Raw genomic sequence first — 14,196 nt, 5'->3', positions numbered from 1 at the left:
TCAGGCCCACAGCGTCGTGCGTCTTCCACGCGGCCAGTACCCTCCACCGCCTGCGGCCGTCGGGACGGCCGTCCGCACGCAATGGACTTGTGAGGACTCACGTGAGCTCGAAACCTGTCGTACTCATCGCTGAAGAGCTGTCGCCCGCGACCGTGGACGCGCTTGGACCGGACTTCGAGATCCGGCAATGCAACGGCGCCGACCGGGCTGAGCTGCTGCCCGCCATCGCCGACGTCGACGCGATCCTGATCCGCTCCGCCACCAAGGTGGACGCCGAGGCCATCGCCGCCGCCAACAAGCTGAAGGTCGTCGCACGAGCCGGCGTCGGCCTGGACAATGTCGACGTCTCCGCCGCCACCAAGGCCGGCGTGATGGTCGTCAACGCCCCCACCTCGAACATCGTGACCGCCGCCGAGCTCGCCTGCGGTCTCCTGGTCGCCACCGCCCGCCACATCCCGCAGGCCAACGCCGCGCTGAAGAACGGCGAGTGGAAGCGCAGCAAGTACACGGGCGTGGAGCTCGCCGAGAAGACCCTCGGCGTCGTGGGTCTGGGCCGGATCGGCGCGCTGGTCGCCCAGCGCATGTCCGGGTTCGGCATGAAGGTCGTCGCCTACGACCCCTACATCCAGCCCGCCCGCGCCGCCCAGATGGGCGTCAAGGTGCTGTCGCTCGACGAGCTGCTCGAGGTCTCCGACTTCATCACCGTCCACCTCCCCAAGACCCCCGAGACCGTCGGCCTCATCGGCGACGAGGCGCTGCGCAAGGTCAAGCCGAGCGTGCGCATCGTCAACGCCGCGCGCGGCGGGATCGTCGACGAGGAGGCGCTGTACTCCGCCCTCAAGGAGGGCCGGGTCGCCGGTGCCGGTCTCGACGTGTACGCGAAGGAGCCCTGCACGGACTCCCCGCTGTTCGAGTTCGACCAGGTCGTCGCCACCCCGCACCTCGGCGCCTCCACCGACGAGGCCCAGGAGAAGGCCGGTATCGCCGTCGCCCGCTCGGTGCGCCTCGCGCTCGCCGGTGAGCTGGTGCCGGACGCGGTGAACGTCCAGGGCGGTGTCATCGCCGAGGACGTCAAGCCGGGCCTGCCGCTCGCCGAGCGCCTCGGCCGCATCTTCACCGCGCTCGCCGGCGAGGTCGCGGTCCGCCTCGACGTCGAGGTGTACGGCGAGATCACCCAGCACGACGTGAAGGTGCTGGAGCTCAGCGCCCTCAAGGGTGTCTTCGAGGATGTCGTCGCCGAGACCGTGTCGTACGTCAACGCCCCGCTGTTCGCGCAGGAGCGCGGTGTCGAGGTGCGGCTGACGACCAGCTCCGAGTCGGCCGACCACCGCAATGTCGTCACCGTGCGCGGCACGCTCGGCAGCGGCGAGGAGGTGTCGGTCTCCGGCACGCTGGCCGGGCCGAAGCACCTCCAGAAGATCGTCGCGGTCGGCGAGTACGACGTGGACCTCGCTCTCGCCGACCACATGGTCGTCCTCAAGTACGAGGACCGTCCCGGTGTCGTCGGCACGGTGGGCCGGGTCTTCGGCGAGGCCGGGATCAACATCGCCGGTATGCAGGTCTCGCGTGCGATCGCCGGTGGCGAGGCGCTCGCGGTCCTGACCGTCGACGACACGGTTCCCGCCGGGGTGCTGACCGAGGTCGCCGAGGAGATCGGGGCGACGTCGGCCCGCGCGGTGAACCTGGTCTGACGTCTCACGGCTTCACGACATGAGGCTGGGCGGACCGAGAACTCTCGGTCCGCCCAGCCTCATGTTCATGCGAGTGACTTGTCCGGCTCGGGCGCCGGCTCCTGCGTCTCATTCCGCACCTCGACGCCTCGCAGTGTCAACGCCGCCAGCCCCGCGGCCAGTGCCAGCAGCACCGCCCCCGCGATCGCCGCGCCCTGCATGCCGCTGGTGAACGCCTCCCTGGCCGTCGTCGCCAGCCCCGGCACCCGGTCGGCCACCGCCAGCGCCCCGCCCAGCGTCTCGCGTGCCGCGTCCGGCGCCGACGCCGGCATCTCGTGGCGGTAGACCGCCGTACCGATCGATCCGAGCACCGCCATGCCGAGGGCGCCGCCGAACTCGGTGCCCGTCTCCAGCAGGGAGGACGCCGAGCCCGCCCGCTCCGGCTGGACCGCGCCCAGGGCCAGATCCGTCATCTGGGAGATGACCATGACGATCCCGGAGGCGAGCACGGCGCAGGCGGTCAGCACCAGCCACAGGGAGTCGGTACCGGCGAAGGCGAGGAGGCCGTAGCCGCAGGCGGAGATGGCGAAACCGGCGGTCACCACGTGGGCGCGGTTCACGCCCTTCTGGACCAGTGAGGTCGTCACCGGGGCCACCATGCCGATCGGCACCGAGGGCAACAGCGCCCACAGGGCGGCTTCCAGCGCGCTCTTGCCGAGCACGGACTGGAGGTACTGGGTGGTGAAGACGGCCGAGCCCATCATGCCGAACGCGGAGATCAGGTTCAGGACGACCGCGGGGGCGAAGCCGCGGCCGCGGAACAGGGCCGGGGAGATCATCGGGTTCGCGGCCGTGCGCTGGCGGTGGACGAAGAGGGCCGTGAAGAGCAGGCCGACGGTGACCGAGACGACGTAACGGACGTTCCAGCCCTCGGAGGGGATCTCCTTCAGGCCGTAGACGACGGGCAGTACCGCCGCCATCGACAGCGGGACGCTCGGCCAGTCGAAGCGGCCGGGGGCCGGGTCCTTCGACTCGGGCAGCAGGATCGGGCCGAGGACCAGCAGCAGCGCCATCGCGGGCAGGTTCACCAGGAAGACCGAGCCCCACCAGAAGTACTGGACCAGGACGCCGCTCATCACCGAGCCGAGGGCGATCCCGGCCGTCATCATGCCCGACCAGATGCCGATCGCTTTCGCGCGTTGGCCGGAGTCGGTGAACATCGTGCGGATCAGCGCCATCGTCGACGGCATCAGGGTCGCGCCGCCGAGGCCGAGCACCGCGCGGGCCGCGATCAGCATCTCGGCGCTGTGCGCGTACGCCGCCACGAGGGAGGCCGCGCTGAAGGCCACCGCGCCGAACAGCAGCAGCCTGCGGCGGCCGATGCGGTCGCCCAGGGAGCCCATCGTCATCAGCAGGCCGGCCAGGACGAAGGCGTAGATGTCGAAGATCCACAGCTGTTGGGTGCCGCTCGGTTCCAGGTCCGCGCTGATCGCCGGGATGGCGAAGTAGAGGACGGAGACGTCCATGGAGACCAGGAGCAGCGGAAGCATCAGGACGCCGAGTGCGGTCCATTCGCGGCGGCCGGCCAGGGAGCCGGCGGGAGTCGGGTTCGTCATGCCAGTGACTATACGAGCGTCTTAAACGCTTGTCTATGACGCTTGTATAAATCGTTTGTCTAGATAGGCTGGGCGTATGGGACATCGCGAGGATCTGCTCGAAGGCGCCAAGCGCTGCCTGCTGGAGAAGGGGTTCCTGCGGACGACCGCGCGGGACATCGTCAAGGAGTCGGGGACGAACCTGGCGTCCATCGGCTACCACTACGGGTCGAAGGACGCGCTGCTGGGGCAGGCGTACATCGCGCTGGTGGAGGACGTGTCCTTCGAGGGGGGCGATGGATTCACCGCCGCTCCCGGCTCGCTGGAGCGCTTCCGGGAGGTGTGGGCCAACATCGTCGACACCATGCGGGGGCCCGGCTCGATGTGGCGGCTCAGTCTGGAGATCATGGGTATGGGCGACCAACTGCCCGAGGTGCGCGACCAGTTGGTCCGCGCACAGCGCGAGGGCGGGCGTGGCCTGGTCTCCATGCTCATGGGCGTGCCGGAGGAGGAGGTGACGGACGAGACCGCCGACACCCTCGGCCGGTTCTATCTGGCGCTGATGACCGGGCTCATCGGCCAGTGGGCCTTCGATCCCAAGAGCGCGCCCGACGCGGACACCCTCACCGAGGGCCTGCGCCAGGTCATCGAGGCCGCCACGCGCGCGTGACCCGCCCCTCCCGCCCGAGGCCCAGTTCGTCCCGGAGGTCGGCGAGGGGATGGAGGCCGACGACCACGACCTACAGCCGCGCTCCCTTCAGCGCCATGTGCAACAACAGCCGGTCCTCCCCGTCGTCCAGGTCCAGGCCGGTGAGCTGTTCGACGCGGGAGAGGCGGTAGTAGAGGGTCTGGCGGTGGATGCCCAGTTCCGCGGCGGTGCGGGCGGCCTGGCCGGCGCAGTCGAGGTAGGTCTCGGCGGTGCGGGCCAGTTCGCGGTGGGCGGGGGAGAGGAGGGGGCGTACGACGGGGTCGTGGGCCGTCTCCGGGGGGAGTGAGGTCAGCAGGCGGTACGGGCCGATGCGGGACCACTCCGCGACGGGGCCGAGCCGGGGTTCCGCGAGGGCGGCCCGGGCCGCGGCCGACGCCTCCTGCCAGGCGGGGGCCAGCTCGGCGAGGCCCACCCGCGCGGGGGCGATCCCGGCCGCCGCCGCGTCCCGCGCCGCGCTCTGGGCCGGCCGGTCGTCGCTGCCGCCCCTGTTCGCCCTGCCGCCCTCCGGCCCGCCGCCCTGGTTCTCGGCCGCGTGCGTCTCACCGCTGCCGCTCACTCCCACGCCCCGGGCTCGCTCCAGCAACCGGACCGCCGCCGCGTTCGCCGGGGTCAGTGTGTCCGTCGCCCGCAGCCGCACCAGCACGGCAAGCGACTGGGCCGAGACGCCCCACGGCACCGTGCACGAGGCCGTCGCGTGCGGGACCGTACGGGCCGACGGGGCGTCCTCCGGGTCGGCGGACGGCCACGGCGCGACGCACACCACGGCGTACGGGCCGTCACCGCGGGAGCCCAGTGCCGTGCGCAGGGCCGCCACCGCCATGTCGGCCTGCCAGCCGCGCTCGGCGGTCAGCACCGCCCGCAGCTCCCGGCTCAGGTCGGCCCCGTGCTGCGCCTCGTCCGCGAGCAGCCCGCCGATACGGGCCGTCACCCGCATGGCCGCCTCCAGCTGCCGGTCGGTCGGACCGGGATCGGAGTCCAGGAGCCAGACGTAGCCGAGGACAACGCCCCGGTGGCGTACGGGAAGACAGATCCGCCCCCGGTACACCCCCGCCTCCGGGGTCGGCGGAATCCGCACCGGGGCGGAGGCCCGCGTGATGCCGAAGCCCTCGAACCACGTCCGGACCGCGGCCGTGGAACGCCGGGTCAGGATCGAGCGGGTGCGCACGGGGTCCAGCGCCGACGGGTCGAGGTCGCCCTCACTGTCGTACGCACCGAAGGAGATGAGCTCGAAGTCGCGGTTCTCCAGGGTCGCCGGTACGCCGAGGAGTTCCGAGATCTCGTCGACCAGCTCCTGGTAGTCACCTGCGCGGTGGAAGGCTGCGGCATCGGACGTCACCCGGGCATTCTCCCGCAATTCCGCGGCTCTTCATACATCTGTCTGAGATCTGCGGCACGGATGCGTGACAGCTGTCGATGGCCGACGATCGGAGGGATCCTTAGGTTTCACGGTGGTTCTATCTGCTGGTTTGTGGAGGTGCCCCGTGCTGGGTCCCGTGATTCTTGCCGCGTCGCGCAGCGACCGGATGCGACGCCTGATCTCGGCGGCCCCGGTCACCAAGCAGGTGGTCGACCGCTTCATCCCCGGCGAGACGGTCGACGAGATCGTCCCGATCGTCCAGGAGCTCACCTCGCGGGGCCTGGAGCTGACCCTGGACGTGGTCGGCGAGGACATCACCACGCCCGAGCAGGCGGAGGCCGCCCGGGACGCCTACCTCGCGCTCGTCGACCGGCTCGGGACGCTCGAACTGGGCACCAGGGCCGAGATGTCCGTGAAGCTGTCGATGTTCGGCCAGGCGCTTCCCGGGGGACACGAGCTGGCGCTCGCGAACGTCCGGCCCGTCGTCGAGGCCGCCGCCGCCATCGGGACGACCGTCACGCTCGACGCCGAGGACCACACCACCCTCGACTCGATGTTCGCCATCCACGAGGAACTGCGGCAGGACTTCCCGCAGACCGGCTGTGTGATCCAGGCCTATCTCTTCCGCACCGAGGCCGACGCCCGCCGGCTCGCCGCGGCGGGCAGCCGGGTGCGGCTGGTGAAAGGCGCGTACAAGGAGCCCGCGGAAGTCGCCTACCAGCAGAAGCACGAGATCGACAAGGCGTACGTCCGGGCCCTGCGCATCCTCATGGAGGGCGAGGGATACCCGATGGTCGGCTCCCACGACCCGCGCCTGATCTCCATCGCCCAGGAACTCGCCCGGCAGGCGGGCCGCAAGCCCGACGAGTACGAGTTCCAGATGCTCTACGGCATCCGCGGCGACGAACACCTGCGCCTGGCCGCCGAGGGCCACCGCATGCGCGTCTACACCGCCTACGGCACCGACTGGTACGGCTACTTCATGCGGCGGCTCGCGGAGAAGCCGGCCAATCTGCGCTTTTTCGCCCGCAGCATGATCAGCAAGGGCTGAGCCCGAACACCCGCTCAAGTTCAAGGAGTTACGGATCTCATGGACGCTGTGACCCAGGTCCCCGCCCCCGTCAACGAGCCGGTGCACGGCTACGCCCCCGGCTCGCCCGAGCGGGCCCGGCTGGAGGTGAAGCTCAAGGAGCTGGCCGAGAACCCGGTCGACCTGCCGATGACCATCGGCGGGGAGAAGCGCCTCGGCGGCGGTGAGGCCTTCCAGGTCGTACAGCCGCACAACCACAAGGCCGTCCTCGGCACCCTCCGCAACGCCACCCAGCAGGACGCCCGCGACGCCATCGACGCGGCCCTCGCCGCCGCCCCCGCCTGGCGCGCGATGTCCTTCGACGACCGTGCCGCGATCATCCTGCGCGCCGCCGAACTGCTCGCCGGCCCCTGGCGCGAGACGCTGGCCGCCTCCACCATGCTCGGCCAGTCCAAGACCGCACAGCAGGCCGAGATCGACACCCCCTGCGAGCTGGTCGACTTCTGGCGCTTCAACGTCAAGTACGCCCGTGACCTGCTCGCCGAACAGCCCCCGGCCAACGCCCCGGGCGTCTGGAACCGCCTCGACCACCGGCCCCTCGAAGGCTTCGTCTACGCGATCACGCCGTTCAACTTCACGGCGATCGCGGGCAACCTGCCGACCGCGCCCGCGCTCATGGGCAACGTGGTCGTGTGGAAGCCGTCCCCCACGCAGACCCACGCCGCCGTCCTGCTGATGCAGCTCCTGGAGGAGGCTGGCCTGCCCAAGGGCGTCATCAACCTCGTCACCGGCGACGGCATCGAGGTCTCCAAGGTGGCCCTGGAGCACCGGGACCTCGCGGGCATCCACTTCACCGGATCCACCAAGACCTTCCAGCACCTGTGGAAGACGGTCGGCGCCAACATCGAGAAGTACCGCACCTACCCGCGCCTGGTCGGCGAGACCGGCGGCAAGGACTTCGTGGTCGCTCACCCCTCGGCCGACCCCGCCATCCTCAAGACCGCCCTGACCCGCGGTGCCTTCGAGTACCAGGGCCAGAAGTGCTCGGCGACCTCCCGGGCCTACATCCCGGCGTCGATCTGGAACAGCGGTTTCCGCGAGGAGTTCGCCGCCGAGGTCGACGGCATCGCCATGGGTGACGTCACCGACCTGTCCAACTTCATCGGCGCGGTCATCGACGAGCGGGCCTTCGCCAAGAACAAGGCCGCCATCGACCGCGCGCAGTCCGACCCCACCTGCACGATCGTCGCGGGCGGTTCCTACGACGACTCGGTCGGCTGGTTCGTCCGCCCGACCGTCGTCGAGTGCACGGACCCGGAGAACGAGGTCTTCACGACCGAGTACTTCGGCCCCTTCCTCGCGGTGTACGTCTACGAGGACGACCAGTACGAGGAGATGCTGACCCAGATGGAGTCGGCGTCCGACTACGCCCTGACCGGCTCGGTCATCGCGCAGGACCGCGCGGCGGCCGCGTACACGATGGAGAAGCTGCGCTACGCGGCCGGCAACTTCTACATCAACGACAAGTCGACCGGCGCCGTCGTCGGCCAGCAGCCCTTCGGCGGCGGCCGCGCCTCCGGCACCAACGACAAGGCCGGCGCCCCGCAGAACCTCCAGCGCTGGACCCTGACCCGCGCCATCAAGGAGACGCTCGTCCCGCCGACCGACTACGGATACCCGCACATGGGCTGACGGTTCACCAGCCACTTCGAGGGGCCGGACGAACGTCCGGCCCCTTCGTGTACCCGCTCGCTACTTGCGCGTCCGCTTCTCGATCAACCCCTGGACGACGACGATCGCGGCTCTCGCGGCCTCGAGCCTGACCCCCTGCATGCGGGCGAGAGCGAGGTAGCCCTCCAACAGGGAGTCGTCCACGGCGAGTTTGGCGGCGTAGTCCGGCGGCAGCAGGTTCGCCCGGTACGCCTCCAGTTCCGCGACGATCACCCCGAACGGCAGCTTCGGGGAGCGCTGTTCGGCGATCCTGAGCTTGCTGACGAGGTCGACCAGCACCGGCAGTTCGGCCGTGACGCCCTCTACCGCAGTGGTGAGCGACAGCCGGTCCAGCAGGATCCGCGTCTCGCTCGCCGTGTCGTAGCCGGGCTGGAGCCACTTGGCGAGTCGGTCGCGACGGCGGTGGTTGACAGTGAGCCAGGTGCCGACGAGCAGTGCGGCCAGGGCGATCACCGCTGCCCACGACCAGGTGGAGGAGAACCCGCCGCCAGCGGTGTCACCGGCTTTCGCCAGCAAGAGGGGTGAAACGCGGGGCGCCATGGTGGTCTCCTTCAGGTCGCCTCTTGCACGGGGGCTGGTGGAGCGAGGTCTAGGAGGTGCGCGAGCCGCGCATCATCGGGGGGTAAAGCACATGGGCCGAGCCCCGGCGGAACAGGGCGGGCGGCTTGCCGGGACCCGACCTGCGCACCTTGTTGGTCCTGACCACGAACCCGGTGGTCTCCTCCACCACCTTGCGGTGGAAGTTCCCCGGGTTGATCTCGACGCCCCACACGGCCTCGTAGACCTTGCGCAGGTCGGTGATGGTGAAGAGGTCGTCGCAGAAGTCGGCCGCGACGGTCGTGTGCTCCAGCAGACTCCGGGCGTGTTCGAGACCGTTCCGGAGAATCTTGCCGTGGTCGAAGCCGAGACGGCCGTCGTCGCCCCACAGCGATTCCTCGACCTCGAGCCAGTCCGCCCGGTACACGTCGGTCGCACCGGTGGCCTCGGGCAGGTTCGGGGTGATCGCCAGAAAGGCGGTTGAGACGACCCGGCCCCGGGGATCCCGCTCCGGATGCGAGTAGGTGTGCAGCTGCTTCAGCTGGATGCGGGGACCGCTCAGGCCGGTCTCCTCCTTGAGCTCGCGTCGCGCGGTGTCCTCCAGGGACTCCCCCGGTCGGACGAATCCGCCGGGGAGGGCCAGCTTCCAGCGGAAAGGCTCCTTGCCGCGTCTGACGAGCAGGACGTTCAGCCGTTCTTCGCGGATGGTGAAGATGACGATGTCGGCCGTCAGTTGCGCGGAGACCCGTGGCCGCCGGATCGGTGACGGCCCCGGGTCGTTCCCGGCGATGATCCGAACCAGGCGGCGCGGGTCGACGACAGTGCCCTCGGCGATGTCGATGGGCAAGTCCTTCGGTGGCTCCGCGTAATAGACGGCGAGGCCTCGCTCGTGGGCGCGTCCCAGTTCGTATGCGGTGGTACGGCCGACGTACCCACCGGGGTTCACGACGTACACCAGGTCCGAGGTGAAGATCCTCTCCATGGTCGCTGCCTGGATGTCGTGGTCCGAGGACTCCGGAGGGTCGGACGCGAAGCGCACGAACTCGTGCCCGTGGTTGATGATCCGGGACATCGGCGGTGTCTTCACGGTCAGCCCGCCGTCCATGAAAATCCTGGCGGCCGCCAGGACCTCGGGGTAGTGCTGCCGAAAGCTCCCGATGAGTGCGATGGACGGCTGGAGCATGGGATTGCGCATAGCGGGACTGTGCCACCCTGGCCGCACCGCCGCTAACTCCCGATAGCGCCGTCCTGACAAGAACCTCGGAGTCGTCCGAGGTAGGAGCCGGTTTCCTGGCAATGTGTCAGAACGAATAGAACCAGGTCCGATTCAGGGCCCGTTTCCAGGAGGTCCTACTCCGGGAAGTGCGGCGCATCCCATGCGTCGTCCCGCGGGTATCACGGCCACAAGTGGAGCGGACTCAGTTGCATCGGCAGTGCGGGTGTATCCGTCCATCATGGCGAGCACCCGGTCGCCCGACGTCTCCATGATGTGGTCGAAGTCGTCCATGACCGTCTCGTCGGGGGTGAGGGCCGGTCGCCGAGGAGGGCGGCTTCTCGGCGGCGGGTGTCCGGCTCGGTGCGACCCGGTCGGCCGTCTCGCACGCCATGCGCGGCATCGAGGGCGAGCTGGACGTCGTGCGGTTCGAGCGGAGCCGGTTCGGTGTCCGGCCCACCCCGGCCGGGGAACGGGCAGTGGCAACGGGACGCCCACAGCACCCCGGCATCGAGGCGAGCGTCAAGGGCGTGCGGGAGATCGGTCCCGGAACGGCCGGTGAGGCGGCCGAGGGGGGCTGACACCGGGATCGCCCCGCTGGACACGCAGGACATCCGTGCGCCCGTTCCGCCGGGGCTCGTCGGGGACGTAGTCCTGGAAGAGGCGTACGCGCTCGTGCACCCGGCCGGGCATCCCGATCCGCGGGCGCTGCCGTTGGCCGACCGGTGGGAGAACTGCTCCTCCTCCACCCGGCGCTGGTGGGCCGCGCAGGACTGGATCCCTGCCGCGACGGTCCGGGCCGAGGACGACGGGGCCGTGCTGTCGATGGCGGGCAGCGGGCTCGGCATGGCGATCATGCCTGAGCTCTCCCTCACCGCGCCCCCAACCGGCACCGAGATCACCGACCTGGGGCCCGAGCGGCCCAGTCGCCGGGCCGGGAACTCAGGGCTTCGACGAAACCGCAGGTCAGCGTGGTGTGATCCACTCCGCCGTCTCAGATAGTAGGAAGTCCGAGTAATTGTGGAGACAGACTGGCCCTCCTCCCTTAGCTTTGTAGGAGCCGAACGTCTCGCTCGATCAAGCGAATGGCGGTCGTGAGCCGGGCCCCGCGCAGGCAACCCCTGCGGTCCGTCGCTCCCCGCCCCTTCCGGCGTCTCGTTGTCCCCTTCCCGGAAATTCGAAGGAGTCGATTTCTCATGGCCGAGACGACCGCCCGCCGTCGAGTCCGTCACACCTCCCGTACGAGCGAGTCCGACCGCAAGAACGCCGCCGCAGCCCTGCAGCGCGCCCTCGACCGCCGTGACAACGGCGGCTCGACCGGTCACTGACCGGGTCCCTCACAGTCGGGAGCCGCCCCCGTACGAGGTGTGGCGCGGGTCCGTCAGGCCTCGCGCCACACCTCGAAACGGTCGATGCGCTCCCCGCTCTGCGCGAGCGCCGACACCGTCAGCCGCGGCCTGGCCCCGCCCTCCGCCTCCACCGAGAGCAGCGAGAACCCGCGGTAGCGCACCCGTGACCACTCCACGGTCTCCTTGTCGGGCTGCTGCGACTTCGTCCACCGGAAGGTCTCGACGGACTCGTGGTCGTGCACGCGCCCCTCGTAGCTCTCCTTCACCCCCGCGGGGAAGCCGTACAGGTCACGGCCGCCCCCGCCGGCCGTGACGTACACGATCCCGTCCCGCGTCGGGTCGGTGGCGCCGCCGACCGGTACCGCCCGGCCGACCTCGCCGCCGCGGATCGCGTCCGTGCGCTCGTACACGTGGTTGTGCCCGTTGATCACCAGGTCCACCTGGTGCTTCTCGAACAGCGGCAGCCACTCGGCGCGCACCCCGCCGTCGGAGGCGTGCGAGGACATCGAGTACGCGCAGTGGTGGAAGAAGACGACGACGAAGTCGATCCCCTTGGCGGCCCGCAGCTCACCGAGCCGCTCCTCCAGCCACCTCGTCTGCTTCCCGTCCGTGTGGCCGAAGTTGGCGGGGATCTCGTACGACACGTCGTTCGCGTCCAGGGCCACGACGCCGACGTTGCCGTAGGTGAAGGAGTACACGCCCGGAGCCGAACGCGGGTCGAAGCCGCTGTCCGGGAGGGACCAGCGGGCGAGCTGGCCGCCGTAGCCGTCGGGGGAGTACCAGGCCTCCATGTCGTGGTTGCCGGTGGTGACCATCCAGGGCACGCTCCGCGCGACCTCCTCGTTCTGCTTGAGGAACAGGTCCCAGAAGCCCGGGTCGTAGCCGTCCGACTTCAGACCCTGGCCGTTGCCGTCGGCGTAGCAGATGTCACCGGCGTGCAGGTGGAAGGCGGGCTTCTGGCGCAGCAGGAGGTTGTCGTTGGCGGCCGCGGCGGTGCCCACTCCCTGGTCGCCGAAGGCGGTGAAGACGAACTTCTCCGGGCTCTCCGGGGCCGTACGGAAGCTGGTGATGGTCGAGCGGTGCTTCGCGTCCGCCGGGTCGAAGCCGTCGTGGCCGACGCCGTAGTAGTACGTCGTGCCGGGGCGCAGTCCGTCCAGGGCCGCGTGCAGGTAGTACTGGTCGAGGGCGAGGCGTACGCCGGTCTGCCCCGGGGTGTGCAGGTCGCGCAGCTCGGCCTCGATCCTGCGGCTCAGGTCGTCGGGGCTCAGGCCGACGCGGACGTACGGCTTCCTGACCGCGAGCGGGACCTGCCACGAGATCCGCATCCGGGTCCTCGGGTCGGCGCCGAAGGCGAGATGGCGGCCGAAGGGGGAGAGGGCGGAGCCGTGCACCTTCGTCGTGGGGGAGGGCGCGGGGGAGGACGTGGAGCCGGCGGTGGACACCCCGGCGCTCGAACAGCCCGTCAGCAGGCCGCCCGCCACCGCCCCCGCGGTCACCAGCGTGCGGCGCCGGGTCAGCTTCGTCCGCAGGTACTCGTGCTGCTCGGCCATGCTGAGGCGGCGCGCGAGCCGGGGCGGAATGCCGAAGTCGGGGAGGTCCATGGCTGTGAAGTTCCCAGGGGACTCCAACAACCGCCATACCTACGGGTGAACGCCAGTCGAATGGCTGACACCCGGAGCCACGCCGATGTCCGTATCGCGGACAGTCGGTGTCATCCCATGGGACGAGGAGTAGGGTTCCCGCATGTCTCGCAGCATCAATCTCGCAGTGATCCCCGGTGACGGCATCGGCCAGGAGGTCGTGGCCGAAGGTCTCAAGGTCCTCTCCGCCGTCCTTCCGCAGGATGTGAAGCTGGAGACCAAGGACTTCGACTTCGGCGCCCAGCGCTACCACGCCACCGGTGAGACCCTCACCGACGCCGACCTCGACGCGCTGAAGCAGCACGACGCGATCCTGCTGGGCGCCATCGGCGACCCGTCGGTCCCCTCCGGGGTGCTGGAGCGCGGCTTCCTCCTCAAGCTCCGCTTCGCCTTCGACCACCATGTGAACCTGCGTCCGTCGAAGCTGCTCCCCGGTGTCGACACGCCCCTCAAGGGTGAGCCGGCCATCGACTTCGTGGTCGTCCGCGAGGGCACCGAGGGCCCGTACACCGGCAACGGCGGCACCATCCGCAAGGGCACCGAGCACGAGGTCGCCACCGAGGTCTCCGTGAACACGGCCTTCGGTGTCGAGCGCGTGGTCCGTGACGCCTTCGCCCGCGCCAAGGCCCGTCCGCGCAAGAAGCTCACGCTGGTCCACAAGAACAACGTGCTGACCTTCGCCGGACACCTGTGGACGAACATCTTCAACAAGGTGGCCGCGGAGTTCCCCGAGGTCACCACCGACTACATCCACGTGGACGCGGCCACCATCTACCTGGTCACCGACCCGGCCCGGTTCGACGTGATCGTCACCGACAACCTCTTCGGCGACATCATCACCGACCTCGCCGCGGCCGTCTCCGGCGGCATCGGCGTCGCCGCCTCCGGGAACATCAACCCGAGCGGCGAGTTCCCGTCCATGTTCGAGCCCGTCCACGGCTCGGCCCCGGACATCGCCGGCCAGGGCAAGGCCGATCCCACGGCCACGGTCCTGTCCGTCGCGCTGCTCCTGCGTCACCTCGGCTACGAGGCCGAGGCCGCCCGCATCGAAGAGGCGGTCTCCGCCGACCTCGCCGAGCGCACCGGCAAGCCCGCCCGCAGCACCGCCGAGATCGGCGACGCGCTGGCCGTACGAGTAGCCGGCTGACCGGGCGGATCACTCGAAAAGCATTCGAAGCCGCCGGGTCACTCGCACCCGGCGGCTTTCGCATGTCCCCCGCCGGGTGTCACCATCATCCCCTGGGTCGCATTTCACGCCGTTTCTTCCCCGGCTCCCCGCTTGCGATAATCGAACGTGGAGCCGCGGAATGAGGGAATGCTCGGACGTCCTAGCACTGGTCACTGACAGTAAAGGGGCGTGAGCGC

11 protein-coding genes and 1 pseudogene are annotated in these 14,196 nt (G+C 70.0%); 7 read left to right on the top strand and 5 right to left on the bottom strand.

Annotation, left to right across the window (positions count from 1 at the left end; translation table 11 throughout):
• Positions 1-101 precede the first annotated feature (101 nt).
• A complete protein-coding gene (gene serA, locus H293_RS0127545) occupies positions 102-1,691 on the top strand; it encodes a phosphoglycerate dehydrogenase (RefSeq protein WP_020121053.1) in 1,590 nt (529 codons plus the stop codon).
• Between the two features lie 65 nt (positions 1,692-1,756).
• Here the strand turns inward: serA and H293_RS50075 are convergent, their stop codons facing one another.
• Positions 1,757-3,286: an MFS transporter gene (locus tag H293_RS50075; RefSeq protein ID WP_020121052.1), complete on the bottom strand. Its 1,530-nt coding sequence runs from the start codon at positions 3,284-3,286 to the stop codon at positions 1,757-1,759.
• A 76-nt stretch (positions 3,287-3,362) separates the two neighbouring features.
• Between H293_RS50075 and H293_RS0127535 the strand changes: the two genes are divergently transcribed.
• On the top strand, positions 3,363-3,935 hold the full coding sequence (locus H293_RS0127535) for a TetR/AcrR family transcriptional regulator (protein ID WP_020121051.1): 573 nt from the start codon (positions 3,363-3,365) through the stop codon (positions 3,933-3,935).
• Positions 3,936-4,005: 70 nt separating this feature from the next.
• On the opposite strand, the gene H293_RS0127530 is transcribed toward H293_RS0127535, so the two are convergent.
• A complete protein-coding gene (locus H293_RS0127530) occupies positions 4,006-5,310 on the bottom strand; it encodes a PucR family transcriptional regulator (protein WP_020121050.1) in 1,305 nt (434 codons plus the stop codon).
• 145 nt (positions 5,311-5,455) lie between these two features.
• On the opposite strand from H293_RS0127530, the gene H293_RS0127525 reads away from it, so the two are divergent.
• Both H293_RS0127525 and pruA read left to right on the top strand, forming a co-directional pair.
• Positions 5,456-6,382 carry a proline dehydrogenase family protein gene (locus H293_RS0127525; RefSeq protein ID WP_020121049.1) on the top strand — a complete coding sequence of 309 codons (927 nt, stop codon included), beginning with the start codon at positions 5,456-5,458 and terminating at the stop codon, positions 6,380-6,382.
• 39 nt (positions 6,383-6,421) lie between these two features.
• Positions 6,422-8,053 carry an L-glutamate gamma-semialdehyde dehydrogenase gene (pruA, locus tag H293_RS0127520; protein WP_020121048.1) on the top strand — a complete coding sequence of 544 codons (1,632 nt, stop codon included), beginning with the start codon at positions 6,422-6,424 and terminating at the stop codon, positions 8,051-8,053.
• A gap of 60 nt (positions 8,054-8,113) precedes the next feature.
• Here the strand turns inward: pruA and H293_RS0127515 are convergent, their stop codons facing one another.
• Together H293_RS0127515 and H293_RS61450 are read right to left on the bottom strand one after the other, a co-directional pair.
• Positions 8,114-8,632: a hypothetical protein gene (locus tag H293_RS0127515; protein ID WP_158694442.1), complete on the bottom strand. Its 519-nt coding sequence runs from the start codon at positions 8,630-8,632 to the stop codon at positions 8,114-8,116.
• Positions 8,633-8,681: 49 nt separating this feature from the next.
• The gene (locus H293_RS61450) at positions 8,682-9,824 is read right to left on the bottom strand and encodes an NUDIX hydrolase (RefSeq protein ID WP_020121046.1); all 1,143 of its coding nucleotides are present in this window, start codon (positions 9,822-9,824) and stop codon (positions 8,682-8,684) included.
• A gap of 338 nt (positions 9,825-10,162) precedes the next feature.
• Between H293_RS61450 and H293_RS52890 the strand changes: the two are divergent.
• Together H293_RS52890 and H293_RS60290 are read left to right on the top strand one after the other, a co-directional pair.
• A pseudogene (locus tag H293_RS52890) lies at positions 10,163-10,781 on the top strand (LysR family transcriptional regulator); the annotation flags it as partial.
• 257 nt (positions 10,782-11,038) lie between these two features.
• Positions 11,039-11,170, top strand: coding sequence for a hypothetical protein (locus tag H293_RS60290; RefSeq protein WP_020121043.1), 132 nt, complete (start codon positions 11,039-11,041; stop codon positions 11,168-11,170).
• A 53-nt stretch (positions 11,171-11,223) separates the two neighbouring features.
• On the opposite strand, the gene H293_RS0127495 is transcribed toward H293_RS60290, so the two are convergent.
• Entirely contained in the window at positions 11,224-12,792 is a 1,569-nt protein-coding gene (locus H293_RS0127495; protein ID WP_020121042.1) for a purple acid phosphatase family protein, read from the bottom strand.
• Positions 12,793-12,934: 142 nt separating this feature from the next.
• Here H293_RS0127495 and H293_RS0127490 point away from each other — a divergent pair, with 142 nt between their 5' ends.
• Positions 12,935-13,978, top strand: a complete 1,044-nt coding sequence (locus H293_RS0127490; RefSeq protein ID WP_020121041.1) for a 3-isopropylmalate dehydrogenase — start codon at positions 12,935-12,937, stop codon at positions 13,976-13,978.
• Positions 13,979-14,196 lie beyond the last annotated feature (218 nt).

Source organism: Streptomyces canus 299MFChir4.1, from assembly GCF_000383615.1.
Classification (GTDB): Bacteria; Actinomycetota; Actinomycetes; order Streptomycetales; family Streptomycetaceae; genus Streptomyces; species Streptomyces canus_C.
The sequence above is the reverse complement of the archived record's forward strand: the minus strand, read 5'-3'. Positions and strand labels throughout refer to the sequence as shown.